The organism is Mycoplana sp. ABR4_002 (assembly GCF_056159645.1).
In genome coordinates, this window is the sequence record NZ_JBSWVO010000001.1 from 45,047 (window position 1) to 71,604 (window position 26,558).

Annotated in this window: 22 protein-coding genes; 9 read left to right on the forward strand and 13 right to left on the reverse strand. The window is 65.9% G+C overall.

Going from position 1 to position 26,558, the window contains the following annotated elements; all coding sequences use genetic code 11:
• Positions 1 to 163: 163 nt before the first annotated feature.
• Positions 164 to 1,150, forward strand: coding sequence for a Gfo/Idh/MocA family protein (locus tag ACXAGF_RS00220; RefSeq protein ID WP_475013545.1), 987 nt, complete (start codon positions 164 to 166; stop codon positions 1,148 to 1,150).
• 4 nt (positions 1,151 to 1,154) lie between these two features.
• On the opposite strand, the gene ACXAGF_RS00225 is transcribed toward ACXAGF_RS00220, so the two are convergent.
• Genes ACXAGF_RS00225 through ACXAGF_RS00235 form a run of 3 tightly spaced genes read right to left on the reverse strand, consistent with a single transcriptional unit; the run spans position 1,155 to position 3,264 of the window.
• Positions 1,155 to 1,520 carry a DMT family transporter gene (locus ACXAGF_RS00225; RefSeq protein ID WP_475013546.1) on the reverse strand — a complete coding sequence of 122 codons (366 nt, stop codon included), beginning with the start codon at positions 1,518 to 1,520 and terminating at the stop codon, positions 1,155 to 1,157.
• Positions 1,517 to 2,236 (reverse strand): class I SAM-dependent methyltransferase, encoded by a 720-nt coding sequence (locus tag ACXAGF_RS00230; protein ID WP_475013548.1) that lies wholly within the window; start codon positions 2,234 to 2,236, stop codon positions 1,517 to 1,519. Before ACXAGF_RS00230 ends, ACXAGF_RS00225 begins: the two co-directional genes overlap by 4 nt.
• Complete coding sequence (locus ACXAGF_RS00235) at positions 2,236 to 3,264, reverse strand: glycosyltransferase (RefSeq protein ID WP_475013549.1); 1,029 nt, start codon at positions 3,262 to 3,264, stop codon at positions 2,236 to 2,238. The genes ACXAGF_RS00230 and ACXAGF_RS00235 overlap by 1 nt, the downstream gene beginning before the upstream one ends.
• A gap of 127 nt (positions 3,265 to 3,391) precedes the next feature.
• Here ACXAGF_RS00235 and ACXAGF_RS00240 point away from each other — a divergent pair, with 127 nt between their 5' ends.
• From ACXAGF_RS00240 to ACXAGF_RS00250, 3 genes are all read left to right on the forward strand, one after another.
• Positions 3,392 to 5,242 carry a hypothetical protein gene (locus ACXAGF_RS00240; RefSeq protein ID WP_475013551.1) on the forward strand — a complete coding sequence of 617 codons (1,851 nt, stop codon included), beginning with the start codon at positions 3,392 to 3,394 and terminating at the stop codon, positions 5,240 to 5,242.
• A 74-nt stretch (positions 5,243 to 5,316) separates the two neighbouring features.
• On the forward strand, positions 5,317 to 6,912 hold the full coding sequence (xseA, locus tag ACXAGF_RS00245) for an exodeoxyribonuclease VII large subunit (protein WP_475013553.1): 1,596 nt from the start codon (positions 5,317 to 5,319) through the stop codon (positions 6,910 to 6,912).
• Positions 6,913 to 7,028: 116 nt separating this feature from the next.
• Positions 7,029 to 7,493, forward strand: coding sequence for a group III truncated hemoglobin (locus ACXAGF_RS00250; protein WP_475013554.1), 465 nt, complete (start codon positions 7,029 to 7,031; stop codon positions 7,491 to 7,493).
• A 3-nt stretch (positions 7,494 to 7,496) separates the two neighbouring features.
• On the opposite strand, the gene ACXAGF_RS00255 is transcribed toward ACXAGF_RS00250, so the two are convergent.
• The 3 genes from ACXAGF_RS00255 to ACXAGF_RS00265 form a co-directional block, all read right to left on the reverse strand.
• Positions 7,497 to 8,405: an EamA family transporter gene (locus tag ACXAGF_RS00255; protein WP_475013556.1), complete on the reverse strand. Its 909-nt coding sequence runs from the start codon at positions 8,403 to 8,405 to the stop codon at positions 7,497 to 7,499.
• 180 nt (positions 8,406 to 8,585) lie between these two features.
• Positions 8,586 to 9,251, reverse strand: coding sequence for a YiaD family glycine zipper/OmpA-like lipoprotein (locus ACXAGF_RS00260; RefSeq protein ID WP_475013558.1), 666 nt, complete (start codon positions 9,249 to 9,251; stop codon positions 8,586 to 8,588).
• A 143-nt stretch (positions 9,252 to 9,394) separates the two neighbouring features.
• Positions 9,395 to 10,420 (reverse strand): histone deacetylase family protein, encoded by a 1,026-nt coding sequence (locus ACXAGF_RS00265; RefSeq protein ID WP_475013560.1) that lies wholly within the window; start codon positions 10,418 to 10,420, stop codon positions 9,395 to 9,397.
• A 536-nt stretch (positions 10,421 to 10,956) separates the two neighbouring features.
• On the opposite strand from ACXAGF_RS00265, the gene ACXAGF_RS00270 reads away from it, so the two are divergent.
• Genes ACXAGF_RS00270 through ACXAGF_RS00285 form a run of 4 tightly spaced genes read left to right on the forward strand, consistent with a single transcriptional unit; the run spans position 10,957 to position 16,268 of the window.
• A complete protein-coding gene (locus tag ACXAGF_RS00270; protein ID WP_475013562.1) occupies positions 10,957 to 12,555 on the forward strand; it encodes a peptide ABC transporter substrate-binding protein in 1,599 nt (532 codons plus the stop codon).
• A gap of 60 nt (positions 12,556 to 12,615) precedes the next feature.
• A complete protein-coding gene (gene oppB / locus ACXAGF_RS00275; protein ID WP_475013563.1) occupies positions 12,616 to 13,539 on the forward strand; it encodes an oligopeptide ABC transporter permease OppB in 924 nt (307 codons plus the stop codon).
• The gene (locus ACXAGF_RS00280; protein ID WP_475013564.1) at positions 13,532 to 14,665 is read left to right on the forward strand and encodes an ABC transporter permease; all 1,134 of its coding nucleotides are present in this window, start codon (positions 13,532 to 13,534) and stop codon (positions 14,663 to 14,665) included. The genes oppB and ACXAGF_RS00280 overlap by 8 nt, the downstream gene beginning before the upstream one ends.
• 1 nt (position 14,666) lies before the next feature.
• Positions 14,667 to 16,268 carry an ABC transporter ATP-binding protein gene (locus ACXAGF_RS00285; RefSeq protein ID WP_475013566.1) on the forward strand — a complete coding sequence of 534 codons (1,602 nt, stop codon included), beginning with the start codon at positions 14,667 to 14,669 and terminating at the stop codon, positions 16,266 to 16,268.
• 51 nt (positions 16,269 to 16,319) lie between these two features.
• Here ACXAGF_RS00285 and ACXAGF_RS00290 read toward each other — a convergent pair whose 3' ends face one another.
• The 4 genes from ACXAGF_RS00290 to ACXAGF_RS00305 form a co-directional block, all read right to left on the reverse strand.
• Positions 16,320 to 16,565, reverse strand: a complete 246-nt coding sequence (locus tag ACXAGF_RS00290; protein WP_475013568.1) for a hypothetical protein — start codon at positions 16,563 to 16,565, stop codon at positions 16,320 to 16,322.
• A 269-nt stretch (positions 16,566 to 16,834) separates the two neighbouring features.
• Positions 16,835 to 17,971 (reverse strand): molecular chaperone DnaJ, encoded by a 1,137-nt coding sequence (gene dnaJ, locus ACXAGF_RS00295; protein ID WP_475013570.1) that lies wholly within the window; start codon positions 17,969 to 17,971, stop codon positions 16,835 to 16,837.
• 242 nt (positions 17,972 to 18,213) lie between these two features.
• The gene (dnaK, locus tag ACXAGF_RS00300) at positions 18,214 to 20,130 is read right to left on the reverse strand and encodes a molecular chaperone DnaK (RefSeq protein WP_475013572.1); all 1,917 of its coding nucleotides are present in this window, start codon (positions 20,128 to 20,130) and stop codon (positions 18,214 to 18,216) included.
• 278 nt (positions 20,131 to 20,408) lie between these two features.
• The gene (locus tag ACXAGF_RS00305) at positions 20,409 to 22,613 is read right to left on the reverse strand and encodes a transglycosylase domain-containing protein (RefSeq protein WP_475013574.1); all 2,205 of its coding nucleotides are present in this window, start codon (positions 22,611 to 22,613) and stop codon (positions 20,409 to 20,411) included.
• A gap of 203 nt (positions 22,614 to 22,816) precedes the next feature.
• Here ACXAGF_RS00305 and ACXAGF_RS00310 point away from each other — a divergent pair, with 203 nt between their 5' ends.
• Entirely contained in the window at positions 22,817 to 23,020 is a 204-nt protein-coding gene (locus ACXAGF_RS00310; protein WP_475013576.1) for a hypothetical protein, read from the forward strand.
• A 50-nt stretch (positions 23,021 to 23,070) separates the two neighbouring features.
• Here the strand turns inward: ACXAGF_RS00310 and ACXAGF_RS00315 are convergent, their stop codons facing one another.
• From ACXAGF_RS00315 to ACXAGF_RS00325, 3 genes are all read right to left on the reverse strand, one after another.
• A complete protein-coding gene (locus ACXAGF_RS00315; RefSeq protein ID WP_475013577.1) occupies positions 23,071 to 23,553 on the reverse strand; it encodes a BA14K family protein in 483 nt (160 codons plus the stop codon).
• A gap of 79 nt (positions 23,554 to 23,632) precedes the next feature.
• Entirely contained in the window at positions 23,633 to 24,583 is a 951-nt protein-coding gene (locus ACXAGF_RS00320; RefSeq protein WP_475013579.1) for a lysylphosphatidylglycerol synthase transmembrane domain-containing protein, read from the reverse strand.
• A 213-nt stretch (positions 24,584 to 24,796) separates the two neighbouring features.
• Positions 24,797 to 26,191, reverse strand: a complete 1,395-nt coding sequence (locus tag ACXAGF_RS00325; protein WP_475013581.1) for a dipeptidase — start codon at positions 26,189 to 26,191, stop codon at positions 24,797 to 24,799.
• Positions 26,192 to 26,558: the final 367 nt, after the last annotated feature.

Below are 26,558 nucleotides of genomic sequence, written 5' to 3' on the forward strand. Positions count from 1 at the left end.
GTTTGGTCCTTCCTTGGATCTGTCGGGATCGTCACGCCGTGGTGACCCCGGCTGAACGGAAACCCGCGGCAGATGTTCCCCCGGTCATCAGGATTTTCACCAGCCCCCTTGCTAGGTACGTACCTCACGGCCTAGTCTGCGACCGGTTTGAAGGAGGACTTCCATGTTGCGTTTCGGTATCCTGTCCACGGCCAAGATCGGCCGGGAACTCGTCGTGCCCGCGATCCAGGACGCGGAGAACTGCGTCGTCACCGCCATTGCCAGCCGCGATCTGGCCAGAGCGCGGCAGATGGCGGACCGGTTCTCGGTTCCGCATGCATTTGCCTCCTACGAGGAAATGCTGGCCTCCGACCTGATCGACGCCGTCTACATTCCGCTGCCGACTGCCCAGCATGTGGAATGGACGATCAAGGCGGCGAACGCCGGCAAGCACGTGCTGTGCGAGAAGCCGATCGCGCTGAAGGCGTCGGAGATCGGCGCGCTGATCGAGGCGCGCGACCGCAACAAGGTGCTCGTCTCCGAAGCCTACATGGTCACCTACAGCCCGGTCTGGCGAAAGGTCCGCGCGCTGATCGGGGAGGGGGCGATCGGCAGGCTCCGGCATGTTCAGGGCGCCTTCACCTATTTCAACCGCGATCCGGGCAACATGCGCAACATCCCGGCGCTCGGTGGCGGCGGCCTGCCCGATATCGGCGTCTATCCGACGATCAGCACCCGCTTTGCCACCGGTAAGGAACCGGTCCGCGTCCAGGCCACGACCGAGCGCGACCCGGAGTTCGGCACCGACATCTACTCCAGCGTCCGGGCCGACTTCGGCGATTTCGAGCTGAGCTTCTACATTTCCACCCAGCTTGCGGCGCGCCAGATCATGGTGTTCCACGGCGAACAGGGTTTCATCGAGGTCAAGTCGCCCTTCAACGCCGACCGCTACGGCGCCGAGGAGCTCGAGCTGACGAACCAGAACCACGCCCAGTCGCAGCTGTTCCGTTTCCAGGACGCCCGGCAGTACCGGCTCGAGGCGGAGGCCTTCGCCCGGGCGGCGGCGGGCGAGCCGGAAGAGGTGGTGACGCTGGAAAGCTCGCTCGACAACCAGAAGCTGATCGACGCGATCTACCGCGCCAGCGAGAAGGATGGCTGGGAGACGGTATAGGGCCCTAGCTGTTGATCACCGCCATGCCGCTGACAATCAGCAGGGCGCCGATGCAGTAGCGCAGCGTCAGCGTCTCGCCGAGGAAGGTGCTGGCCAGGATCGGCACGAAGCAGAAGGTCAGTGCCATGAACGAATAGCCGATCGTCAGGGGCACCGACTTCAGCACGAACACCCAGATGATCGTGCCGATGCCATAGACGACGAGCGCGGTGATCAGCAGTGGATTGAGCATCAGCTGATACAGCCCGCGCCAGCCGAACTCGCCGGTGCTGGCGCTGGTCAGCTTGAACAGGACCTGGCCGGCGGCGATCAGCAGTGGCGTGCCGATCAGCCCGAGCCAGAGGGCGGGGCTGTGGGTTCCCAGCGTCACGCCACCGCCTCCAGCGCGCTCGGTGCCTTCTCCTCGCAATAGAAGATGTCGCGACCGATATCGATGCAGACATGCTCGGGCGGCACGGGATGGACGGCCCGCAGGAAGGAATGCCTGTACGGGAAGAAGTTGAAGTGCGGATTGAAGCTGTAGCGGTATTCGCGCTCGCGCGGCACGACGATGATCAGGCGCCGGCGGGCAATGCGGCGCAGTTCCGCGATCGCCCGGCGGTAGTCCAGCACGTGTTCGATCACGTGGGTGCAGATCACCGTGTCGAACTCGCCATCGGCAAAGGGCAGCGATTCGATCATCGCCGCGACATATTCGACCCCGTCGATCTTCGCCGCATCGTCAACCACGAAGTCCACGCCCGTCAGCCGTTTGAGCCCGGGGTTGTCGGCGCGGACATGATCCAGCAGAACGCCCGTGCCGCAGCCGACGTCACAGACGCTTTCGCCGTCGATCGACTTGACGATGCGCGCAATGCAGGCCGCGGAATTGTCCGTTCCGGCATGAACGCGGGGGTGATTGCGATAGAGTTCCTCGTATTCCTCGGCCGAAAGGAAGGGCGCCCGTTCGCGGAAGCGCGCCAGCTTGACGATGTGATCGCCCCAGACCAGCCTTGCGGCGGACCGAAAGGCGGCCGAGTCGCGGATGATCGGCGGCAGCAGATCTTCGATGACAAACCGGATGCGATTGGTCGTTTCCCTGTTCATCAGGCCTCCTTTCGCGGCATTGCCGCGACATCGCGCTGCTCTGGGGTGCCGCCATTGCCGTCCTCTACGGTGGGAAGTCCCGGCAGGGCCCAGGCATTCGCCGGCAAGGTCATGTAGTGCATGCGCAATTGCTCGCTGCGCGCACGCGCCAGTGAATCGAGGATCATTCCGGCGGAAAGGGCGAGAAACGAGAGCATCATCAGCGCCATCGAGAGAACCCAGGTGGGCAGGCGCGACACCAGGCCGGTCGCGAAATACTCCAGCAGCACGGGCGTCATGAACCCGAGGCTCGCCAGCATGAAAACGGCGCTGATCGAACCGAAGAAGGTGAACGGGCGGGTTTCCTTCATCAGCATGGCGAACATCGACAGGATCTTCGCGCCGTCGCGGAAGGTCGAGAGCTTGGAATGCGACCCTTCGGGCCGGCGGCCGTAGTCGAGTTCGATCTCGCAGGTCGCCAGCTTCAGGCGCGAGGCGTGCACCGACATTTCCGTCTCGATCTCGAATCCGCCGGAGAGGGCGGGAAAGCTCTTGGCGAAGCGGCGGGAAAAGGCGCGGTAGCCAGAGAAGATGTCGGTGAAGTCGGTGCCGAACAGGGTGCGGTACAGCATGTTGAAAATGCGGTTGCCGAAGGCATGTCCCTGTCGACCGGCGTCGTCATGGACGCCCTTGCGCCTGCCGACGACCATGTCGGCCCGCTCGGCAAGGAGGGTATCGATGAGGTGCGGCGCGTCCTTCGGCGAATAGGTGCCGTCGCCGTCCGCCATGATGTAGATGTCGGCGTCGATGTCCGCAAACATTCGCCGCACGACGTTGCCCTTGCCCTGGCGGCGCTCTGGAACGACCGTCGCGCCGGCAAGCAGCGCGCGCAGCGCCGTGCCGTCGGTCGAGTTGTTGTCGTAGACAAAGATCCGGGCATCAGGCAGGGCCGCCCTGAAACCGGCGACGACGGCGGCGATCGTCTGCGCCTCGTTGTAGCAAGGCAGGAGGACCGCGATCTCCAGCCTCGGCGCCGTAGCTTCCGTCATGGTTGTTCCGTGTCCGCCCGAGATTGGCCTGTCCGCGAGGTTGCAGGCGCCTCACGCCCCGCGCGCTTTACTATTTCTTGAGAAGGTTAAGGCTAGGTTTCGCCACCGAGACACAATGGAGCCCTGCATGACGGACACGACATCGGGCTTGCCTACGGCTTCGGCGACAGGCGCAGCGGCGCCGGGGCAGGCTTGCGGCACGCCAACGGCCGCCGTTGCCGCCTATGGTCTCTTTGCGATCATCTTCATCCTGCTGACAACCCTGCCGTTTGCTTCTGACTATGTCGGCCCGGACAATGACGACGCCATGCGCCTGGTCGCGGTTCGCGACCTGCTCGCAGGTCAGAATTGGTTCGACACGACCCAGTACCGGCTCGGCCTCGCTGGCGGCACCCCGATGCACTGGTCGCGTGTCGTTGACCTGCCGATCGCCAACCTGATAGATTTCCTCGGCTTGTTTCTTGCGCCGCCAGCAGCCGAAGCCGTTGCGCTCGCCGTCTGGCCCTCGCTGCTGGTCGTTCCGGTCCTGGCAGGGGCCGCGCTCGCCGGTCTGCGCCTCGGCGGACGAACGGCGATGCATGCGGCGCTCGTCCTGGCGACGATCTACCTGCTGTCGCTGGGCCGGTTCCGGCCGGGCGCGATCGACCACCACAATGTCCAGCTCGCATTGATCGTCCTGATCGTCGCGATGCTTGTGGATCCGTTCCACCGGGCCCGCAGCTATGGGCTGGCCGGCATGCTTTGCGGTCTGGCGCTGGCGATCGGGGTGGAGACGACGCCGTTGATCGCGGTTCTCTGCCTCGTCGTCGCCCTGCGCTGGGGTTGGCACGGCGAACCGTATCGCCGCGCAGCGGCGGGCTTCGGCATGGCGCTGGCAGCGACAACGACACTGCTCTTCTTTGCCACCGTACCGCCGTCGCACTACCGCCAGGTGACTTGCGACAGCCTGTCTTACGGCTTCTACGCACTTGCGACCTATGGCGGCGCGGCGCTGTTCCTGGCCGCCTCGATCGCGAGCGGGTGGAGCGGCAGGATGCGGCTGTTGACGCTGGCCTGCACGGGCGCCGCGCTGTCGGCCGTGGTGCTCCTCGTCGCGCCCGCCTGTGTGCGCAATCCGCTTGCCGATCTCGATCCGATGCTTCACGCGTTCTGGCTGTCGACGGTGACCGAGGCGCAGTCGATTGTCGGCCAGTGGCGCTACAGGCCCGCGCCGCTGGGGGCCTTCTACATACCCGGATTGGTCGCCATTCTCGTCTGCCTGCTTCGAATCGGTCGGCGGGACCGGGTCGAGGCCCACCTGACGCTGATGGCGCCGCTTGCGGTGGCCTTTGCCATCACCGTGTTCCAGGTCCGCGGCAACGTCTTCGCCAACCTGCTCGCGATCCCGCCGCTGGCGCTGGCGATTGCCGACCTGCGCCAACGGGCGGTCGGTGAGGGAAAGGGCCTTGCGGCGGGTCTTGGTTTCGCAGCCTTCACGCTCGCATGCGTGCCGCCGGCATGGGCGGTCGCGGGCGCTCTCGTGGCAAAATTTTCCGGGCACGACTACGCAGCGGTTCGGACGGCGGCGGGCCAGACAACGGCCTGCGAAAGCCGCGAGTCAATGGCGGCGCTGGCCGCCGAGCCCGCTGGCGTGGTCGCGGCCTCCTCCGACATCGGCGCGGAAATCCTGCGGTTCACCGGACACAGGGCGCTGTCGGCCCCCTATCACCGAAACCAGGGCGGCATGCTGACGGAACTTCACATCGGCCTCTCCGAGCCCGCGCAGGCCGAAGCCTTCCTGCGCGGGGCCGGAGTCACGCTGCTGGCCTTCTGCCCAACCGACGGACAGGTTCGCAGGCTGGCAGAGGCCGAGCCGCACGGGCTATATGCCCAGCTTAGGGCCGGCAAGGTTCCCGCCTATCTCGAGCCGGTGAACAATGGCGAGTCCCGCCTGCAGGTCTTCCGGGTCAGGCCGGAGAAGACAGGCAGCGCCGACTGACCAGCGGCCGTTTGGCGAGCCCGCCCGCGCGTCTTCCCTCTAGCCTTGAGCGGCCGAGGCGATAAGAATGGGCCATGAGCATGTTTTCCGACCGTGATTCGCCCTCCAATCTCGCGGAGTATTCCGTTTCGGAGCTGTCCGGCTCGATCAAGCGCACGGTCGAGCAAGCGTTCGACCAGGTGCGGGTGCGCGGGGAAATTTCCGGTTACCGCGGGCCGCATTCCTCCGGTCATGCCTATTTCAGCCTCAAGGACGACTGCGCCCGGATCGATGCGGTCATCTGGAAGGGCAGCTTCTCGCGGCTGAGGTTCCGCCCCGAGGAGGGGATGGAGGTGGTCGCCACCGGCAAGATCACGACGTTCCCGGGATCGTCAAAGTACCAGATCGTGATCGAGACGCTGGAGCCGGCGGGCGCCGGCGCGCTGATGGCGCTGCTGGAGGAACGCCGGCGCAAGCTCGCGGCCGAAGGCCTGTTCGATGTCCAACGCAAGCGGCCGCTGCCCTTCTTGCCCCACGTCGTCGGCGTCGTCACCTCGCCGACCGGGGCGGTGATCCGCGACATCCTGCACCGCATCGCCGACCGGTGCCCCCTCCACGTGCTTGTCTGGCCGGTCAAGGTGCAGGGCGACGGGTCGGGCGAGGAGGTCGCCGCGGCAATCCGCGGCTTCAACGCGCTGCCGCCGGAAGGCGCCATTCGAAGGCCGGATGTGCTGATCGTCGCACGCGGCGGCGGCAGCCTCGAGGACCTGTGGAGCTTCAACGACGAGATCGTGGTGCGGGCCGCGGCGGACTCGCAGATTCCGCTGATCTCCGCGGTCGGGCACGAGACGGACTGGACGCTGATCGACCATGCCGCCGACCGGCGCGCGCCGACGCCGACCGGTGCTGCGGAAATGGCCGTTCCGGTCAAGGCCGATCTCGAAGCTGCGGTCGCGGCGCTTGCTGCACGGCTGAAGGGGGCAACCACCCGCCAGATGGAGAACCGGCGCCAGGGCCTTCGCGCACTCGCCAGGGCGCTGCCGTCGCTGGATCAACTGCTGGCGCTGCCGCGCCGGCGCTTCGACGAGGCCGCCGCGGGCTTGGGGCGCGGCCTTCGGATGAACACGCTCAACAAGCGGCGCGCTTTCGAGCGCACCGCGGCGCATCTGCGACCGGAATTGCTTGCCGGCCGGCTGCTCGAGCGCCGGCAGCGGCTCGCCGAGGCCTTGCGCCGGGCGGAGCGGCTGATGGAGCGCCGGATCGACCAGAACCGGGCGAAATTGGCGGCATCCGACGCGGCACTCCGGGCTGCGCCGTCCCGGATCCTCGCCCGCACGGAGCGCTCGCGCGACCGCTTGCGGGGGCTGGCCCAGCGCGCTGGCACCGCGCTCGCCGGCGACATCGCCCGGCGCAAGGCGCTGCTGTCTGCCCAGGACCGGGTTCTGCAGTCGCTGTCCTACAAGAACGTGCTGAGCCGGGGCTATGCGCTGGTGCGCAACGAGGCAGGGGACGCGGTGAAGCAGTCGGCCGCGCTCGCTCCGGCGCAGGCCATCTCGATCACCTTCTCCGACGGTAGCGTCCACGCCGTCGTGGGCACGCCGCCCCCGGAGCACGCGCCGCCGCAGAAGCGCAAGGCGGCGAAGCCGGCGGCGCCCGGCTCGGATCCGCCGAAGCAGGGATCCCTGTTTTAGCCCGCAGCACTCGCCCACCCGGTCGCGGCCCGGCGCGACGCGCGTGAGCCTGTTGTGACCGCCCCGCGGCGAAGTGCGCAGTTGCGCGCGCAGTCTCGCACTCCTACCTTTCCGGCATGGAGCAAGCCGCAGAGAGCCGCACCCGCCTTGAAGACATCCGCGCCCGTGCCGCCGACGACATGGCGCGCATCGGGGTGACGCCCGCATTCATCCCCGTGCTTGTCGAGACCTTCTACGGCCGCGTGCGCGCCCATCCGCAACTCGGGCCCGTCTTTGACGCGCGCCTGTCCGGCCGTTGGACCGAACACATGGACCGGATGCGGCGGTTCTGGTTCGCGGTCGCCTTCAAGGATGGCGGCTATGACGGCAAGCCAGTGATGGCTCACCAAGGCGTTGCCGGCATCCATCCATCACTGTTCCAGGTCTGGCTTGGCCTGTTTTCGGCCACCCTCGACGACATCGCGCCGACCCCCCAGGCAAGGGACTGGTTCGTGGCGACGGCGGAACGGATCGCGCGCAGCCTGGTGCTGTCGCTGTTCTACAACCCGGCCGACGACGACCCGGCCCAGAAGCGCGGCTGAGGGTCAGCCGGCGTCCTTTGCCGCACCCGAGGTTACTCCGGCGCTTGCCGCCACCACCAGCCCGGTTCCGAGCATCTGCAGCGGCGTCATCGGCTGTGTCAGGATCACGAAGCCGGCCAGGGCGCCGATCGCCGGCTCCAGGCTCATGAGAATGCCGAAGGCCGATGTCGGCATCCGCCTCAGGGCGATCATCTCCAGCGCATAGGGCAGCAGCGGCACCAGCAACGCCAGCCCGAGCATTGTCGACAGCACGGTCGGCGAGGTCATCTCGGGCACCTGCACGAGGCCGATCGGGGCGCAGGCCACCGCCGCCACGAGCAGCGACACGGCCAGTCCCTCCAGACCGGGAAAGAGCTTGCCTGACTTCTTCATGAGAACGATGTAGCAGCCCCAGCCGATGCCCGCGCCGGCGGCAAGCAGCAGGCCGATCGGGTCGCCGGTCCAGCTTTCGCCGTTGTGGCACAGCAGCACCACGCCCACCAGCGCGGCCAGCGGCCAGATCATGCGCCATCCGGCGAGCCCGAACGCGGCAACGGCGAGCGGGCCGAGGAACTCGACCGCGACGGTGAGACCAAGCGGAATGCGGGCGATGGCGGCATAGAAGCACACCGTCATCGCCGCCATGGCAACGCCGAGCAGGATGGCGCTCTTCCATTGCTCCCGGCGGTAGGACAGGAGCGGTGGACGCAGGATCGCGATCAGGATGACGGCGGCGAAAAGCAGGCGAAGAAAGCTGGTGGCGAATGTTCCGTGGGCGGCGATCATGTCGGACGACAGGGCCGAGCCCACCTGCACGCTCGACATCGAAAGCAGGCAGAACAGGATGCCGCTCGCCAGCGTGGCGCGCCGGGAGCGCGACCAGCGAGCTCCTGTCTCCGCCCGGTTCTCGTTCGTCACCGCAATCTGATCCATGGCAATCGCTCCCGCTCGGCGACTTCTCTACCTGAAAGGGAGGCGTCGGCACAAATGGATAAGAGTGAGGCTAAGCATCAGCAGATTTCATGCGGCCTCCAGAGCGCGAGCAAGCAAGCCCGATGCTGCCGGGCCGTGCCCCCGCTGGGGGCACGGCCGTCTTGGGGTGGCGCGGAGCAATCAGCTCTGCTGTAGCGGCGCGATCGAAATCTCGACGCGGCGGTTCTGCGCGCGGCCCGCCTCGGTGGCGTTCGAGGCGACCGGGCGGTTTTGACCGTAGCCCATGGCCGAGACCCGGCGCTGGTCGATGCCGCGCGAGCCGAGGTAGTTCGCAACCGAGTAGGCGCGCCGATCCGAGAGCGCCTGGTTGTGGGCCGCGCTACCCGTCGAGTCGGTGTGGCCGTCGACGTCGATCAGCGTGCGGTTGAACTTGCGCAGCACGATCGCGACGGAGTCGAGTGTCGGATAGAAGCCCGGCATGACCTGATCCTGGTCGGTGGCGAAGGTGATGTTGGAGGGCATGTTCAGGATGATGCGGTCACCGGCCCGGGTTACCGAGACGCCGGTCCCTTGCAGCTGCGCGCGCAGTTCGGCTTCCTGATTGTCCATGTAGTTGCCGAGGGCGCCGCCGGCGAGCGCGCCGACGCCCGCGCCGATCAGCGCCGCGTTGCGCCGCTGCACGGGATTGTTGCCGACCAGCAGACCGGTCGCAGCACCGAGCCCGGCGCCGACCAGGGCGCCGCCGGCGGTGTTCGACATCTTCTGCTCGCCGGTATACGGATCCGTCGTGGTGCAGGCGGAAAGATAGAGGGCGGAAAGCGAAACGATTGCGATCTTCTTGTACATGAAAGCCTGATTCCGAGCGTTTGAATTGATTTTGCTTCAATCTGTCGATTGCGGCAGGAACATGGACGGCTCAAGGGCAATCCTCGCGATACCGTCGTCCGGGCGCTGCTTCCGAAGGCCGGGTGGCAAAAATGCCATAGAACTCAGCCGGACACTCCCTTCAGAACGTTGGCAACGTTCAGCCCGATCTCCGGCACCCCGTATCCGCCCTCCATCACCAGGACGAGGGGCAGGCCGCTCGCGGCGATCGTCCGGCCCATCGTGATGTAGTCCGGCGACGTCAGTCTGAAGAAGGAGATCGGATCCTTTTCGTACGTGTCGACGCCGAGCGACACGACAATCGCCTCCGCTCCGAACGTCGCGATCTGTCGGAGCGCGTCGTCGAGCGCTTCGCCCCAGAGGCGGTAGGGCGTGCCGCGGCCCATGGGGTAGTTGCGGTTGGTGCCGGCGCCCGCGCCCGTGCCGGTTTCCTCTTCGTAGCCGAGAAAATGCGGAAACGCTTCGGCCGGGTCGCCGTGCAGGGAGGCAAAGAACACCTCGCCGCGCTCGTAGAAGATGTCCTGCGTGCCGTTGCCGTGATGGAAGTCGACGTCGAGCACCGCGACCTTGGCCGCGCCCTTGTCCAGCAGGCGCTGGGCGGCGACGGCGGCGTTGTTGATGAAGCAGTAGCCGCCGAACGTGTCGATGCCGGCGTGATGGCCGGGCGGCCGGCAGAGCGCGAAGGCCGACTTGTGGCCGGCAGCGACAAGGTCGGCGCCGGCGATGGCGGACGACATCGCCGACAGGGCGGCTTCCCAGGTGCCGGGGCTGATCGCCGTTTCGGCGGCGTTGCAGTAATAGCCGATCTGCCCCTCGATGTCGGTCGGAATCCGCGGCGAAGTCCGGCGCACGGGAAAGGATGTGGCGATCGCCTCGCCCCTGTAACCGGCGGCCGTCCAGCGGCCCCATGCCGTCTCGAGGAAGGTCAGATATCCGGCGTCGTGCACTTTCCGCGCGGTTTCGAGGCCTTGCTTGGCCGGTGCGACCACGTCTCTGAAACCGGCTTCCTTCACCGCGGCCAGGATCCATTCGGCACGAAACGGCGCCTCGAAGGGCGGAACGAGTTCGCCGCCATGCAACTCCGTCTTGGCGTCCCGGAGCCTGTGGTCCTCGGAAAAGATGACACGCATTTTGAGGTTCCCGGTTCGTGTTGCGCCGGACGTTAACCCCGAAGCCGCACGCGAGGCAAGCGCGGCCGGAGCCGGGCTTGCATCTCCGGCTGGGCGCCAACTGAAACGTCACCGGAGGCGCTTTTCCGACTTATCCACGCCGGGGGAGAAGGCAGTACTGCGCTGCGCTTCGCTAAATTGGCAACAAGGAATGCACGCAGTGATCGCAGCAGCCGGCGATCGGCAAGGGCGCTCGGGGCGCGTTCGTCTCGCAGCAAATGAAATGGCAAGGGTGTGTCGCCATTTCATTTATTGCTCCGGAGAAGGCCTCGCCATTTGGAAAATTGCCGGCCGGCTGTGCCGCTTTGGCCCATGCGCCATCCTCCGCGATTCGTTGTTCGTTTCGCCGTTGTCACACTGGGTGCAATCCTGACGTTCAACCGGCGACATTACTTGGTCGCTACAAGCAAAACGCGTCACAAATTTCCTTGCCTTCCCAGATTTTCTGGCATTCACTCCGCGCACCGATGCAAAACACATGGGGAAGGAAACAAAACATGGCATCCCGTTTATTCAACCTCCGCGCGGCCCTTGTGCTCGGCGCAGTCCTCCTGGGTAGCAGCCCGGCGCTCGCCGAGGCGGTCCTTCATCGCGGCAACGCCGGCGAGCCGCAGACGCTCGACCAGGCCCACACCTCGATCAACATCGAGGAATTCATCCTGAAGGATCTCTACGAAGGTCTGACGATCTACGACGCGGCCGGCAAGATCGTGCCCGGTGCCGCGGAGACCTGGGACCTGTCCGACGACGGGCTCACCTACACGTTCAAGCTGCGCGCCGACGCCAAGTGGTCCGACGGTTCGCCGGTCACGGCGGAGGACTTCGTCTTCTCCTACCAGCGCGTCGAGGACCCGCAGACGGCCGCCGGCTACGCGAACATCCTCTATCCGATCAAGAATGCCGAGAAGATCAACAAGGGCGAGCTTCCTCCGGGCGAGCTTGGGGTAAAGGCCGTCGACGACAAGACGGTGGAGATCACGCTCGAGCGCCCGACGCCGTTCTTCCTGGAGCTGTTGGCTCATCAGACCGCGCTGCCCGTATCCAAGGCAAGCGTCGAGAAGAACGGCGCCGATTTCGTCAAGCCGGGCGTGATGGTGTCGAACGGCGCGTTCAAGCTCGTCAGCCACGTCCCCAACGACAATCTCGTCGTGGAGAAGAACCCGAGCTACTGGGATGCGGCGAACGTCAAGCTGGACAAGGTGGTCTTCTACCCGATCGACGACCAGGCGGCGTCGGTCCGGCGCTTCGAGGCGAAGGAGATGGACCTCGTCTACAACTTCTCCGCCGACCAAATCGATCGCCTGAGCGGTGCCTACGGCGATCAGGTGCATGTGTCGCCGACGCTCGCGACCTACTACTACGTCTTCGACACCCGTCAGGCGCCGTACGACGACGTCCGCGTGCGCCGCGCGCTGTCGATGTCCGTCGACCGCGACTTCCTTGCCAAGGAAATCTATAGCGGTTCGCAGATTCCGGCCTACTCGATGGTGCCTCCGGGCATCGAAACCTATGGCGATCCGGCCAAGGCCGACTTTGCCGACCTGTCCCAGCTCGACCGCGAGGACAAGGCGATCGAACTGATGAAGGAAGCTGGCTACGGCGACGGCGGCAAGCCGCTGAACATCGAAATCCGCTACAACACCAACCCGAACCATGAGCGCGTGGCGACCGCGGTCGCCGACATGTGGAAGAACACCTTCAACGCCAACGTCTCGCTGGTGAACCTCGACGTGTCGTCGCACTACGCCTTCCTCCAGGAGGGCGGCAGCTTCAACGTCGCACGGGCCGGCTGGGTGGCGGACTATGCCGACGCCGAGAACTTCCTGGCGCTCAGCCTCTCCTCCAACAAGACCTTCAACTACGGCCACTTCGAGAACGCCGAGTTCGACGGCCTGATGAAGAAGTCCTACGAGGAGACCGATCCGGCCGCCCGCTCCAAGCTGCTGCACGAGGCCGAAACGCTGCTGATGCAGGAACAGCCGATCGCCCCGTTCCTGACCCAGGCCGACCTGTGGCTTGTGTCCGGCCGCGTCAAGGGCTGGCACGACAATGCTGCCAACCAGCACCTGAGCCGGTTCCTCAGCATTTCCGAGTAACAACTGACATGAGGCGGCGCGCGGGCGTTTGCGCGCGCCGCCTCATTGGAGAATACGGGCATGATGTCCTTTGTCTTGCGCCGCCTTGCGAGCGCCGTGCCGACGCTGTTCATCGTCGTCACCATTTCCTTCTTCCTGATGCGGTTCGCCCCCGGTGGGCCCTTCAATCTCGAGCGTCCGCTGCCTCCAGCCACGATGGAGAACCTGATGCGGACCTACCAGCTCGACCAGCCGCTGTGGCGGCAGTATGCGACCTACATCGGCAATGCGGTGACCGGCGATTTCGGTCCCAGCTACATCTACAAGGACAACAGCGTGGCCGAGCTGATCGGCAAGGGGCTGCCCTATTCGATGGAACTCGGCTTCTATGCGCTGCTGCTGGCTCTCGTCGGCGGCGTTGCCATGGGAACGGTGGCGGCGCTTCGCCAGAACAGCCCGCTCGATTTCTCCATCATGACACTGGCGACCGTCGGCACGACCGTGCCGAACTTCGTCGTCGGGCCGGTGCTGACGCTGATCTTCGCCATCGGACTTTCGCTGCTTCCGGCCGGCGGTTGGGGCGACGGCTCGCTGCGCTTTCTGATCCTGCCGATGATTGCGCTGGCGCTGCCCCAGCTTGCTGTCTTTGCGCGACTGACGCGCGGCTCGATGATCGAGGCGCTCCATGCCGACCATATCCGAACCGCCAAGGCCTATGGCCTGCCCTCGCGCGTCGTGGTCGTGACTCACGCCATGCGCGGGGCGATGTTGCCGGTGGTCTCCTATCTCGCGCCTTGCGCCGCGGCGCTGCTGACCGGCTCGGCCGTGGTCGAGACCATCTTCACCATTCCCGGCGTCGGCCGTTACTTCGTGCTCGGCGCGATCAACCGCGACTACACGCTGGTGATGGGCACCGTGGTCCTCGTCGCGATCTTCGTCATCCTCTTCAACCTGCTGGTCGACATTCTCTACGGCCTTCTCGACCCGAGGGTCCGCCATGACTGATACCGTCGCTACCACGGCGCCGGAGGCGCCGAAAACCGTCAGCCGCAGCCTGTTCCAGCTCGCGCTGCTGCGCTTCCGCCGCAACCGGGCCGCCATGGCCGGCTGCGTGATGCTGCTGCTGATCGCGCTGTTCTCCTTCCTGGGGCCGCTCTTCGTCCCGCATGCCTATGACCAGGTGTTTGCCTCCTACGTCACCGTGCCGCCGAGCCTGGAGCCCCGCCCCGACGCCTCGTCGCTGCAGGCGGCGATGCAAGGCGTCGCCGCGCGGGCCCGCGTTGAACTCGACAGTTTCGAGGTCGACGGCCAGACCTTCACGGCGACGATCAGCGCGGACGAGCCGATCGACCCGCGCGCGACCCGCTATTTCGACCGCGCCGACGAGTTCCGCGACACCGAGGTCGTCGGCACCGAGAACGATGGCCGGACGCTGACCTTGAGCGGGCAGGTCAACCGAACCCATTTCCTGTTCGGCACCGACGCCAACGGGCGCGACCTGCTCGTGCGCGTCATGCTCGGCGGGCAGATCTCGATCGCCGTGGGGCTGTTGGCGAGCCTCGTCTCGCTCGGCATCGGCGTCCTCTATGGGGCGACCTCGGGCTACATCGGCGGGCGGGTCGACAACGTGATGATGCGTCTTGTCGAGATCCTCTACTCGCTGCCCTTCGTCTTCCTGGTGGTGGTACTCGTCGTCTTTTTCGGCCGCAGCTTCATCCTGATCTTCCTGGTGATCGGCGCGGTGGAGTGGCTCGACATGGCCCGCATCGTGCGCGGCCAGACGCTGGCGCTGAAGCGGCGCGAGTTCGTCGGCGCGGCGCAGGCGCTCGGCCTTACCGACTGGCAGATCATCCGCCGCCACATCATCCCCAACACGATCGGCCCGGTCATTGTCTTTGTCACCGTGGTCGTGCCCAAGGTGATCCTGCTGGAAAGCTTCCTGTCCTTCCTCGGACTCGGGGTGCAGGCACCGCTGACGAGCTGGGGTGCGCTGATCTCGGAGGGGGCGAACAAGATCCAGTCAGCGCCCTGGCTTCTCATCTTCCCGTCGATCTTCTTCGTCGCGACGCTGTTCTCGCTGAACTTCGTCGGCGACGGACTGCGTGACGCGCTCGATCCGAAGGACCGCTGAGATGGCTGCCAAGAACGAAACGATCCTCGCCATCCGCGGCCTGAAGGTTGACTTCGCCACGCCGGACGGCACCGTCAATGCGGTCAAGGACATCGACCTTGACGTCCGCGCCGGCGAAACGCTTGCCGTGGTCGGCGAGTCCGGCTCCGGCAAGAGTCAGACCATGATGGGCGTCATGGGCCTGCTCGCCAAGAACGGCACCGTCAGCGGCTCGGCCACATACCGCGGCCGCGAACTGATCGGGCTTCCGACCAAGGAACTCAACAAGGTTCGCGGCGGCAAGATCACGATGATCTTCCAGGAGCCGATGACCTCGCTCGATCCGCTCTACCCGATCGGCCGCCAGATCGCCGAGCCGATCGTCCACCATCGCGGCGGCAGCCACAAGGAGGCGCGCAAGCGCGTGCTGGAACTGCTGGAGCTCGTCGGCATCCCCGATCCAGGCCGGCGTATCGACAGCTATCCGCACGAACTCTCCGGCGGCCAGCGCCAGCGCGTGATGATCGCCATGGCGCTCGCGAACGAGCCGGACATCCTGATCGCCGACGAGCCGACCACGGCGCTCGACGTCACCATCCAGGCGCAGATCCTCGCGCTGCTGCAATCGCTGCAGCGGCGGTTCGACATGGCGATCGTCCTGATCACCCACGACCTCGGCATCGTCCGGCACTTCGCCGAGCGCGTCGCGGTGATGCGGCGCGGCGAAGTCGTCGAGCAGGGCAGGACTGCCGACATCTTCGAGCGGCCGGCTTCGGACTACACCAGAATGCTGCTCGACGCAGAACCCCGCGGGCGGAAGGCGCCGCCCGCCGACACCGCGCCCATCATTCTCGAGGGACGCGATGTGACCGTGGACTACCAGATCGGCGGCGGGTTCTTTTCGAGCCGGTCCTCCACGTTCCGTGCCGTGGACAGGGTGACGGTGCGGCTGCAGGAAGGCCAGACGATCGGCATTGTCGGGGAGTCCGGCTCCGGAAAGTCGACGCTCGGGCGCGCGCTGCTGCGGCTGATTGCCGGTGCCGGCTACTATCGCTTTGGAGCGACCGACATCACGGGCTTTGACCGGGCCCGCATGCGGCCGCTGCGCAAGGAAATGCAGCTCGTTTTCCAGGATCCGTACGGGTCGCTCTCGCCGCGCCAGACCGTCGGCGAGATCATCACCGAGGGCCTGTTTGTGCACGAACCGAGTCTGGGCAAGGTCGACCGCGACCGGCGAGCTGTCGAGGCGCTGATCGAGGTCGGGCTTGATCCCGAGGCGCGCAATCGCTATCCGCACGAGTTTTCCGGCGGCCAGCGCCAGCGCATCGCGATCGCCCGGGCCATGATTCTCAAGCCGAAGGTGGTCATCCTCGACGAACCGACCTCGGCGCTCGACCGCTCTGTCCAGGGCCAGGTCATCGAGCTGCTGCGGGGACTGCAGGAAAGCCACCGGCTCTCCTATCTCTTCATCAGCCACGACCTTTCGGTGGTGAAGGCGATGTCGGACTATGTCGTCGTGATGAAGGACGGCCGCATCGTCGAGGAAGGTCCGACCGAAGCGATCTTCGAGGCGCCGCGTGATGGCTATACCAAGGCGTTGATCGCGGCCGCCTTCAACGTCTGAAGCGCCAGGACCGGCCCGCATCCGGGCCGGTCATCGCCGGCCTCTGCCGGCCTAGCGGCGATCGTCCCGCGGTTCCGGATAGGAGTAGGGTTGGCGCGACTGCGGCTTGTCCACCTGGAAGAGCCGGAAGCTGAACGTCGAGCCGGAGCGCATCGCCTCGTGCATGCTCGTCTTGCCATAGACGACCGCCGGCAATCGGTCCGGCGACTCGTCTCGCGGCTCTAGAGGAGCGGCATGCACGGCCCCCGCCGCAGCCAGGACGAAGACAGCGACAGCGATCCGCGACAGGATAGTCATCTCATTCCCCTTGCCCTGCCCATCGGCAGGATGCGCCATGTCAATGCGGGAAAGATAAGCCGTCGTAGGCCGCGATGCCAGCACCGTGACCATGAATGGACTGTTTACGCGCTGGCGACGGAGCCGTGAAGCAGACCAAGGAATAGCTTGCGCGCGATACGCCGCAAGGGGACGGTTCAAGACCGGTCTTGGCCGCCACAGGCGCGGATGGCGCAGACGCCAGGCCCACGGCCAAGTCCGCGCCGCTTGCTCCCGGAAGCCAGAGCGCTTCAGCCCTCGAAGAACTCCTTCATGCGCGCGAAGAAGCCGGTCGATTCCGGATGGTTTTCCTTTGACGAAAGCTCTTCGAATTCCTTCAGCAACTCGCGCTGCCGCTTGGTCAGCTTCTGCGGCGTCTCGATCAGGATCTGGATGTAGAGGTCGCCGATCTGGTTGGAGCGCAGAACCGGCATGCCCTTGCCCTTGAGGCGGAACTGCCGGCCGTTCTGCGTGCCTTCCGGCACGCTCACGCGCGATTTGGTGCCGTCCAGCGTCGAGACGTCGAAGGTGCCGCCGAGGGCCGCCGTGGTCATCGAGATCGGCACGATGCAATGCAGGTCGGCGCCGTCGCGCTGGAAGAATTCATGCGGCTTGACCGACAGGAAGATGTAGAGGTCGCCGGCCGGGCCGCCACGCAGGCCGGCCTCGCCTTCGCCGGCGAGGCGAATGCGGGTGCCGTCCTCGATGCCGGCCGGGATGTTGACCGACAGCGAGCGCTCCTCGGTCACACGGCCATGGCCGTGGCACTTGCCGCAGGGATCCGGGATGACGGTGCCGCGCCCCTGGCAGGTCGGGCAGGTCCGCTCGATCGAGAAGAAGCCCTGCGCCGCGCGGACGCGGCCGGCACCCTGGCAGGTGCCGCAGGTCTGCGGCTTTGTCCCCGGCTTGGCGCCGGAGCCGGAACAGACCTCGCAGGTGATCGAGGTCGGGACGCGGATCTGTGCTGTCTTGCCGCCGAAGGCCTCCTCCAGCGAGATCTCCATGTTGTAGCGCAGGTCGCCGCCGCGCTCGCGCCCGCCGGATGACCGCCGCTGCCGGCCGCCGCCCATCATCTCGCCGAAGATGTCCTCGAAGATGTCGGAGAAGCCGCCGGCCCCGAAACCGCCCGCGCCGAAGCCGCCGCCACCGCCCATGCCGCCGTGCTCGAAGGCGGCGTGGCCGTAGCGGTCGTAGGCCGCGCGCTTCTGCGGATCCTTGAGGCACTCGTAGGCCTCGTTGATTTCCTTGAACTTCAGCTCCGCCGTGGCATCGCCCGGATTCTTGTCGGGATGAAACTTCATCGCCATCTTGCGGAAGGCGCTCTTCAGTTCCTTCTCGTCGGCGCTCCTGGACACACCCAGCGTTTCGTAGAAGTCAGATTTAGCCATATCACTGCCGTGCCCGTCTCATGGACGGAATATTGTTCGTGGATGGAGGAAAAGCCAGCCGTGCCTTGATGTATCCGGCATCACGGCGGAAATGCAAGACGGCGACAGCACAGCGAGCATAGGCAACCATGATTTCGTCACCGCGGTAACGGGATGCATCATGGCCCTGTCCTTCGTCTGTAAGCGCCTCTTCTGTGTCCGAAGGGCCGGCCGCGCGGGACGCGGCCGGCGGATTTGTGCCGTTACGAGGCCGACCGCTTGCGGTCGTCGTCGTCCTTGACTTCTTCGTAGTCGGCGTCGACGACATTGTCGCCAGACTCGTCGGCGGAGGACGCGCCGGCTTCAGCCTGCTGCGCCTCGTAGATCGCCTGGCCAAGCTTCATCGACACTTCCATCAGCGTGTTGGTCTTGGCCTTGATGTCGTCGGCATCGGGCTCCGAAGCCTCGACGGCCGACTTCAGCGCGGCGATCGCATCCTCGATGGCCTTGCGGTCATCGTCGGAGACCTTGTCGCCGTAGTCCTTCAGCGATTTCTCGGTCGAGTGGATCAGGCTCTCGGCCTGGTTCTTGGCCTCGACCGACTCGCGCCGCTTCTTGTCGCTCTCGGCATTGGCCTCGGCGTCCTTGACCATCTTCTCGATTTCGGAATCGGACAGTCCGCCGGAGGCCTGGATCCGGATCTGGTGCTCCTTGCCGGTGCCCTTGTCCTTGGCCGAAACCTGCACGATGCCGTTGGCGTCGATGTCGAAGGTAACCTCGATCTGGGGCATGCCGCGCGGGGCCGGCGGGATGCCCACGAGGTCGAACTGGCCGAGCAGCTTGTTGTCCGCCGCCATTTCGCGCTCGCCCTGGCTGACGCGGATGGTCACGGCCGACTGGTTGTCTTCGGCGGTCGAGAAGACCTGGCTCTTCTTGGTCGGGATCGTCGTGTTGCGTTCGATCAGGCGGGTGAAGACGCCGCCGAGCGTCTCGATGCCGAGCGACAGCGGGGTCACGTCGAGCAGCAGGACGTCCTTGACGTCGCCCTGCAGCACGCCGGCCTGGATGGCGGCGCCCATGGCGACCACCTCGTCCGGGTTGACGCCCTTGTGCGGCTCCTTGCCGAACAGCTGCTTCACGGTCTCCTGGACCTTCGGCATGCGGGTCATGCCGCCGACGAGAACGACCTCGTCGATTTCGGCAGCCGAGACGCCGGCGTCCTTGAGCGCGGCCTTGCACGGCGCGATCGTCTTCTGGATCAGGTCGTCGACCAGCGCCTCGAACTTGGCGCGCGTCAGCTTCATCGTCAGGTGCTTCGGACCGGAAGCATCGGCGGTGATGAACGGCAGGTTGATTTCGGTCTGCTGCGAGGAGGAGAGCTCGATCTTTGCCTTCTCGGCCGCTTCCTTCAGGCGCTGCAGTGCCAGCTTGTCGTTCTTCAGGTCGATGCCCTGGTCCTTCTTGAACTCGCCGGCGAGGTACTCGACCAGCCGCATGTCGAAGTCTTCGCCGCCAAGGAAGGTGTCGCCGTTGGTCGACTTCACCTCGAACACGCCGTCGCCGATTTCGAGAACGGAGATGTCGAAGGTGCCGCCGCCGAGATCGTAGACCGCGATCGTCTTGCCGTCCTTCTTGTCGAGCCCGTAGGCGAGGGCGGCAGCGGTCGGCTCGTTGATGATGCGCAGCACGTCAAGGCCGGCGATCTTGCCGGCGTCCTTGGTGGCCTGGCGCTGGGCGTCGTTGAAATAGGCCGGTACGGTGATGACGGCCTTTTCGACCTTTTCGCCGAGATAGGATTCGGCCGTTTCCTTCATCTTCTGGAGGATCATGGCGGAGATCTGCGACGGGGAGTAGTCCTTGCCGTGCGCTTCGACCCAGGCATCGCCGTTCGGCGCCTTGGTGATCTTGTAGGGCACCATGCCCTTGTCCTTCTGCGTCGTTGGATCGTCGAAGGTGCGGCCGATCAGGCGCTTGATCGCAAACAGCGTGTTCTCTGGGTTCGTCACGGCCTGGCGCTTGGCCGGCTGCCCAACCAGACGCTCGCCGTCGTCGGTGAACGCGACCATCGAGGGGGTGGTGCGCGCGCCTTCGGCGTTCTCAATGACTTTCGCGTCCTTGCCGTCCATGACGGCGACGCAGGAATTGGTCGTTCCGAGGTCGATTCCGATTACTTTTGCCATGTCATTCTCTCCTTAAAGCGAACTGCCGGAACCCAATCAGGCATTCGTTTGGCAGTCCCTGGTGGGATGGTATTCTTGGAATTCGCGACGAAGGCCGCGGCTTTCCGGCTATATAAGGATCGGCCTAGGTGACTGCAAGGCGTCAGTCTTCCCGAAAATGGGCCCTGGGCGCCGGTTTGCGCCCCCTCGCCACCGCCATCGACCGAATGTGCGAGGACGGCACGGCTGCGTCAAGCCCGCATCGGCCGCTGGCCGGCGCTCCGGTGCTGGACCGGCCCTCAGCCGCCGATCAGGACGTCGAGCAGGCTCGACCGCCGCTTTGCCGGTGCTTGCCCGCCGACCTCCGCGGGCGGCACCGGCAGCCCGCTTTCCTGCGTGCCGGCGTCAGCGGAGGTTTCGTCGGACCGCCCCTTGTCGCGCGTGCTGGTGCCAAGTGCCCGCGCTACCATCTCCGCCAGCGTGTCCGGTTCCTCACCGGGCGTCTCGACAACCGGCAGTTCGCCGCTTGCGGTGCCGAACAGCGGCGACGGCGGCAGCCCCTCGTGCGCCCCGGCCATGAAGCGGCTCCAGGCCTTGGCGGGCAGGCCGCCGCCGGTCACCTTCTTCATCGACTTGCCATCGTCGTTGCCGAACCAGACGCCGGTGGTCAGATTGCTGGTGTAGCCGACGAACAGCGCGTCCCGGAAGGACTGGGTCGTCCCGGTCTTGCCGGCGGCCTGCCAGCCCTGCAGGCGCGCGTTCTTGCCGGTGCCCTCGGTAATCACCCGCATCAGCATGCCGTTCATCATGCTGACGACCTCGGGTTCGAGAACGCGCGGCGGGTTGTCGTAGGTGTTTTCGAACAGCACCGTACCCGCCGCCGTGGTGATCCGCCGGATGATATGCGGCGTCGCCTTGTAGCCGCCGTTCATGAAGGGGGCATAGGCCGCCGTCAGCTCGACGAGCGAGACCTCCGACGTGCCGAGCGCGATCGACGCATTGGCCTGCATGCCGGATTCGATGCCGAGCCTGTGGGCCAGCTTGACCACTTGGTCCGGCCCGACCTCCATCACGAGCTGCGCGGCGATGGTATTGAGCGAATTTGCCAGGGCCGTAGAAAGGGTCACCTGGCCGCGATACTTCTGGTCGTAGTTTTCCGGGGTCCACTTGCCGATGCGCACCGGCGCGTCGTTGCGAACCGAGAGCGGCGAGCGGCCCATCTCCAGTGCGGCGGCAAAGACGAAAGGCTTGAAGGCCGAGCCCGGCTGGCGCTTTGCCTCCGAGGCGCGGTCGAACTGGCTGGTGGCGTAGTCGCGTCCGCCGACGAGCGCGCGGATCGCGCCGGTGCCGTCGATCGACACGAGCGCGGCCTGCGAGGCATGGAGTTTCTCGCCCTCGGCGTCGATCGCCGCCGCGATCGTCGCGTCGGCCGTCCTCTCCAGTTCGAGGTCGATCGTCGTTTCCACGATCAGGTCCTCGGTGATCTCGCCGACCAGCTTCGGCAACTGGTCCATCACGAGGTCGGCGGCATAGTGTTCGGCCCCGGACCAATAGCTCTTGGCGCGGGTCGGCGACTGCGACATCGCGGTGGTGACTTCGCGGTCGGTGACGAAGCCTTCCTGCCGCATCGCGCCGAGAACCACCTGCGCCCGCTCCTCGGCCGCCTCCGGATCGCGTGCCGGCGACAGCCGTGAGGGGGCCTTGAGAAGCCCCGCCAGCATGGCCGCCTCGCCGAGGTTCACATCGCGCGCCGACTTGTTGAAGTAGCGCCGGGAGGCCGCCTCGACGCCATAGGCGTTGGAGCCGAAGAAGACGCGGTTCAGGTACATCGCAAGGATCTCGTCCTTGGTGTACTTGTGCTCGAGCCAGAAGGCGAGCAGCACCTCCTGCACCTTGCGTTCCAGCGTTCGTTCGGGAGAGAGAAACAGGTTCTTCGCCAGCTGTTGCGTGAGCGTCGAACCGCCCTGGACCATCCGGCCGCTAAGCACGTTCGTTGCCATCGCGCGGGCAAGTCCGAGCGGGTCGACGCCGAAGTGGGAGTAGAACCTGCGGTCCTCGATCGCGATCACCGCCTGGGGGATGTAGGGCGACATCTGCTCCAGCGACAGCGCCTCGCCGCCGGTCGTGCCGCGGTTGGCGATCGGACTGCCGTCGCGTGCGATGATCTTGACGTTCGGGGGGCGAGCGGGAATGGACCAGGACTTGGCGCTCGGCATCTGTGCGCCGTAGTAGAGGACCAGGCCGCCGGCGGCCATGCCGCCCCAGATCCCGAGGACCACGCACCAGTACGTCAGGAACCGGAGCAGCCCGAACAGGCCGCCGCCGTCAGGCCGCCGGCGCGACGTTTTCTTTCGCGCGGACGGTTTCCGGGCGGTCTTGCGGGCCTTGCGCGGCGCGGTTCGGGTCACGCGGTCGTCCTCGTCGATGCGCAGGTCATCGTCGTCAAGGTCGTCTTCACCCCCGAACGAGGGTTCGATCCGCTGTGTTTTCCGCCGACCTGCCATGCTGCGCGATTGCTGCCTTTCCCGTCTGGGTCCGGTGAAGTGTAATTGCGGCGATTTAAGGGGTGGTTAAGCAGCGCTTAACGGATTGGCCGCGCGAGGCATGCCTCCCGATCCGGCGATTTTCGCTGCGATGCGCGCAATCGTGATTTCCGCGGCGGTCGACCTCGGGCTATCCTTGCCGCGCGACGAACAAGGAGACGATGATGAAACGGATCCTCGCAATTGCATTCGCGCTCGGCCTGTCCGCACCCGCGGCGCTTGCCGAATGCGCCTATCACAATGCGGCCGCCAAGGTGGACAAGACGACCACCGCAAGTGTTGCACCCGACACCCAGCAGACGACCTCCGGGGCGCTGGCCCTGTTGAAGGAGGAAGCAACAGCGGCTGAGGAGAAGACGGCGGAATAGCCGTCGCGCCTCAGCATGGAAAGGGCGGCCCGTGGCCGCCCTTTGACATGTCAGTAGTATGGTGACAGGCACTGCTGCCGCGGGCCGTGATACGGCTGGAAGGTATTGTCGTAGGCGCGGTACGAGCGGTAGCGCGCGGCGCACCATTGGAAATGGTTTGGATTGACGCCGCCGTCCACGTAGCGCGGCGGGCTGGCGATCGCCCCACCGATAATGGCGCCGGCGGTGAAGGCGGCGAGCGGGTACCAGTAGCCGTCATTGTAGCGGCGATAGCCGTCGCGATAGTAGGGGTAGCCGCGATAGCCGCGATAGTAGCCAGCGCGACCATAGTAGCCCCTGCGGCCGTAGTAGCGCGGCCCGTAGTAACCCGGGCCGGCGCGATAGCCGCGCCGGTAGTAGTCGACGGTCTCGACGTTTGTCGGAACCGTTGCGCCGGAGCGCGGCATGGCAATGGCTTCCGCCGGCAGCAGGCCGGTTGCAAGCGTGGCCGCAGACAGGGCTGCGGCGATGATGCCGTTGACGAACTTTCCCATCGATTGACTCCCGTAAGCCTGACTGTTCGGAACCATCATGGACCGCCGCGGCTGAACAGACGATGAACCGCTCCGCCGTCTAGGTCCGGCGGTCCTCCCCCGCTTGCGATTGCAGGTAGCGCGACCGCTCGAACACGAACACGGCGCCAAGTCCAAGCACGAACGGGATGATCAGGTAGAAGACCCGGAACACCGCCAGCGCCGCCAGGACGTCGGCGGGATCGAGTTCGGGCAGTCCGGCGATGAAGATCAACTCCAGCACGCCGATGCCGCCGGGGGCGTGCGACAGCAGCGCCGCCGAGAACGAGGCGAGAAAGATGCCGAGCACGACGAGGTAGCCCGGGTTGCCGTCGTGCGGCAGCACGAAATAGATGATTGCCGCGGCGGCCAGCAATTCGACCGGCGCGAGCAGCAACTGTCGCACCGCCACGGAGGGGCGCGGGTACTCCAGGCGGAACCAGCGCGTCCGGATCGGCCGGAATCCGACCAGGCTGCCGATGACGTAGAGGGCGACCAGCGTCAGGATCAGCGTCCCTGTGGAGACGGCCGCCTCGATCGGCAGGAACTTGGCGAAACGCTCGACGATTTCGGGCTCGATCACCAGCACCAGCCCGAAGAGGACCGCCGTGCCGAGGGCGAAGGTGAAGGAGCAGAAGGCGACGAGCACACCGACCTCGCTCGCCGTCAGCCCCTTGGAGGAGTAGGCGCGGTAGCGCACGACCGCGCCGGAAAAGACCGAGGCGCCGATATTGTGCGCCAGAGCATAGGCGGTGAAGGAGGCGACCGTGATGAACCACAGCGAGATCCGGTGCCCGAGATGCTCGAGCGCCAGATGGTCGTAGGCGGCGAGCGCCGCATAGGCCGCGATTGTCGACGCCGCGGCGAGCAGCCAGCCCGACGGAGGGATCGCCATGATGCTGTCGCGGAACTCGTTGAAGGACAGCCCCTTCAGGTCGTGATAGAGGATCCAGATGGAGAAGACGATCGCCGCCGACCCGACGATCGGCCAAAAGAGCTTTCTCAGTGTCATGCGTCCCGTGACCGTCCGCGCCTGCCACGGTCGATGAGGCGCCGAGCTGGCCATCGCGGATTGCCCGCGTCTGTGTCCGTACCGTTCATACTCTGTCCTCGCCTGCGCTGATGGCCATCGCGCCGCTGCGTCCTCGCCTTCGCTTGCGACGAAGTTAACCACTGTCAGGCGCACAGGACAATGACGCCCGTCATTGTCCTGTGCGCTCCGTCCTCAGCGCGACTCGCCCAGTGTCGCCAGGATCCGGATCCAGGAGCGGATGCCCTTCTCGAACGAGCGCAGTTCGTATTTTTCGTTGGGCGAATGGATGCGGTCGTCGGCCAGACCGAACCCGACGAGCAGCGACTCCATACCCAGCATCCGCTGGAAATCGCCGACGATCGGGATGGAGCCACCCATCCCGATCATCACCGCGGGGTTGGGCCATTCGTCCGACAAGGCATCCTTCGCCCTGTTCAGCAATGGCGAATCATAGGGAAGCTGGATCGCCGGGGAGCCGCCGTGCGGGTGGAAGGCGACCGAGCAGTCGGCCGGGATTTTCGAACGGACATAGGCGCGGAAGGTGTCGCGGATCCGGGCCGGATCCTGCTTGCCGACCAGACGGAAGGAGACCTTCGCGCTCGCTTCCGCCGCGATCACCGTTTTGAAGCCCTCACCTGTATAGCCGCCGGAGATGCCGTTGACCTCGGCGGTCGGGCGCGCCCAGGTCAGTTCGAGGACCGAGCGGTTCTGCTCGCCGGCAGGGACAGACAGTCCGACCTCGCCGAGGAACTTCGCAGCCGTCTGTCCGAGCTTGTCCCAGGACGCCTTGATTTCTGGCGGCGTTTCCTCGACGCCGTCGTAGAAGCCCTCGAGCGTGACGCGGCCGTCGTCGCCGTGCAAGCCCGCGAGAATGTCGGCAAGGATGTGGATCGGGTTGGCGGCGGCACCGCCGAAATAGCCGGAGTGCAGGTCGCGGTCGGCCGCCTTGACGACGATTTCCTCCCCGACCAGGCCGCGCAGCCCGGCCGAAATTGCCGGCGTCTCTGCGTCCCACATGTTGGTGTCGCAGACGAGGGCGAAATCCGCCTTGAGTTCGGCGGCATTGGCCTCGAGGAAGGGCTTGAGCGAGGGTGAGCCGGACTCTTCCTCGCCCTCGAACAGGATCGTCACTTTGCAGGGAAGCGCGCCGGTGGTCTCCTTGTAGGCCCGGCAGGCCTCGACGAAGGTCATCAATTGGCCCTTGTCGTCCGCCGTGCCGCGGCCGGTGATTATCCGGCGACCGCCTTCGATGTCGCGCACGGCGGGTTCGAACGGGTCCCTGTCCCAGAGATTGAGGGGGTCGACGGGTTGCACGTCGTAGTGGCCGTAAAACAGGGCGTGCGGCGCATCGGCATTGGCGCCCTCGTGATGTGCGACGACCATCGGATGGCCGGCCGTATCGCGCACGGTCGCATCGAAGCCGAGCGAACGCAGTTCCGTGACCAGCCATTCGGCGCCGCGGCGCACCTCCGTCTTGAAGGCCGGATCGGTCGAGATCGACTTGATGCGGACGAGTTCGAACAGGCGCTCGAGGCTGGCGGGCATGTTCGCGGCGGCGTGGTCGAGTACGGGGAGAAGATTTGTCATGATCGAATCCTTCATTGCGGCCGGACCTTAGCGCATGCCGCCACGGATCAAAATCCAATTTCGCGCCGGGAACTCTCGCGGTCAGTCGAGACAGGTCTGGCGGTGCCCGGCGGCTGCGGCGCGGGCGACGTTGGCGGGCGTCATCCGCATCCTGCAAGAGCCGGTTCAGCCAGATGGATGCCCTAAGGTCGATCGGCTGCGGCGTGCGCGGGACGCGGCCGTCCGGGCCCCCGCGGCGCGTATCGGCGATGGTCGGCTGCTCGACATTCGGCCGCAGCAGGCCGACGTTGGGCCGGGATTGGCGCTCAGCCGCCCGCAGCCGCGTTGTGGTGCGCGGTTGGGCAAAGAAAAGGCCAAAGAAAAAGCC

Excerpts from the sequence above, each read along its gene's own strand:
- ACXAGF_RS00265 (WP_475013560.1), bottom strand. The coding sequence starts at position 10,420 with ATGCGTGTCATCTTTTCCGAGGACCACAGGCTCCGGGACGCCAAGACG.
- ACXAGF_RS00230 (WP_475013548.1), bottom strand. The coding sequence starts at position 2,236 with ATGAACAGGGAAACGACCAATCGCATCCGGTTTGTCATCGAAGATCTG.
- xseA (WP_475013553.1), top strand. The coding sequence starts at position 5,317 with ATGAGCATGTTTTCCGACCGTGATTCGCCCTCCAATCTCGCGGAGTAT.
- ACXAGF_RS00255 (WP_475013556.1), bottom strand. The coding sequence starts at position 8,405 with ATGGATCAGATTGCGGTGACGAACGAGAACCGGGCGGAGACAGGAGCT.
- ACXAGF_RS00305 (WP_475013574.1), bottom strand. The coding sequence starts at position 22,613 with ATGGCAGGTCGGCGGAAAACACAGCGGATCGAACCCTCGTTCGGGGGT.
- ACXAGF_RS00270 (WP_475013562.1), top strand. The coding sequence starts at position 10,957 with ATGGCATCCCGTTTATTCAACCTCCGCGCGGCCCTTGTGCTCGGCGCA.
- oppB (WP_475013563.1), top strand. The coding sequence starts at position 12,616 with ATGATGTCCTTTGTCTTGCGCCGCCTTGCGAGCGCCGTGCCGACGCTG.
- ACXAGF_RS00325 (WP_475013581.1), bottom strand. The coding sequence starts at position 26,191 with ATGACAAATCTTCTCCCCGTACTCGACCACGCCGCCGCGAACATGCCC.
- ACXAGF_RS00310 (WP_475013576.1), top strand. The coding sequence starts at position 22,817 with ATGAAACGGATCCTCGCAATTGCATTCGCGCTCGGCCTGTCCGCACCC.
- ACXAGF_RS00240 (WP_475013551.1), top strand. The coding sequence starts at position 3,392 with ATGACGGACACGACATCGGGCTTGCCTACGGCTTCGGCGACAGGCGCA.
- ACXAGF_RS00260 (WP_475013558.1), bottom strand. The coding sequence starts at position 9,251 with ATGTACAAGAAGATCGCAATCGTTTCGCTTTCCGCCCTCTATCTTTCC.
- ACXAGF_RS00320 (WP_475013579.1), bottom strand. The coding sequence starts at position 24,583 with ATGACACTGAGAAAGCTCTTTTGGCCGATCGTCGGGTCGGCGGCGATC.
- dnaJ (WP_475013570.1), bottom strand. The coding sequence starts at position 17,971 with ATGGCTAAATCTGACTTCTACGAAACGCTGGGTGTGTCCAGGAGCGCC.
- ACXAGF_RS00280 (WP_475013564.1), top strand. The coding sequence starts at position 13,532 with ATGACTGATACCGTCGCTACCACGGCGCCGGAGGCGCCGAAAACCGTC.
- ACXAGF_RS00315 (WP_475013577.1), bottom strand. The coding sequence starts at position 23,553 with ATGGGAAAGTTCGTCAACGGCATCATCGCCGCAGCCCTGTCTGCGGCC.
- ACXAGF_RS00250 (WP_475013554.1), top strand. The coding sequence starts at position 7,029 with ATGGAGCAAGCCGCAGAGAGCCGCACCCGCCTTGAAGACATCCGCGCC.
- ACXAGF_RS00235 (WP_475013549.1), bottom strand. The coding sequence starts at position 3,264 with ATGACGGAAGCTACGGCGCCGAGGCTGGAGATCGCGGTCCTCCTGCCT.
- ACXAGF_RS00220 (WP_475013545.1), top strand. The coding sequence starts at position 164 with ATGTTGCGTTTCGGTATCCTGTCCACGGCCAAGATCGGCCGGGAACTC.
- dnaK (WP_475013572.1), bottom strand. The coding sequence starts at position 20,130 with ATGGCAAAAGTAATCGGAATCGACCTCGGAACGACCAATTCCTGCGTC.
- ACXAGF_RS00290 (WP_475013568.1), bottom strand. The coding sequence starts at position 16,565 with ATGACTATCCTGTCGCGGATCGCTGTCGCTGTCTTCGTCCTGGCTGCG.
- ACXAGF_RS00285 (WP_475013566.1), top strand. The coding sequence starts at position 14,667 with ATGGCTGCCAAGAACGAAACGATCCTCGCCATCCGCGGCCTGAAGGTT.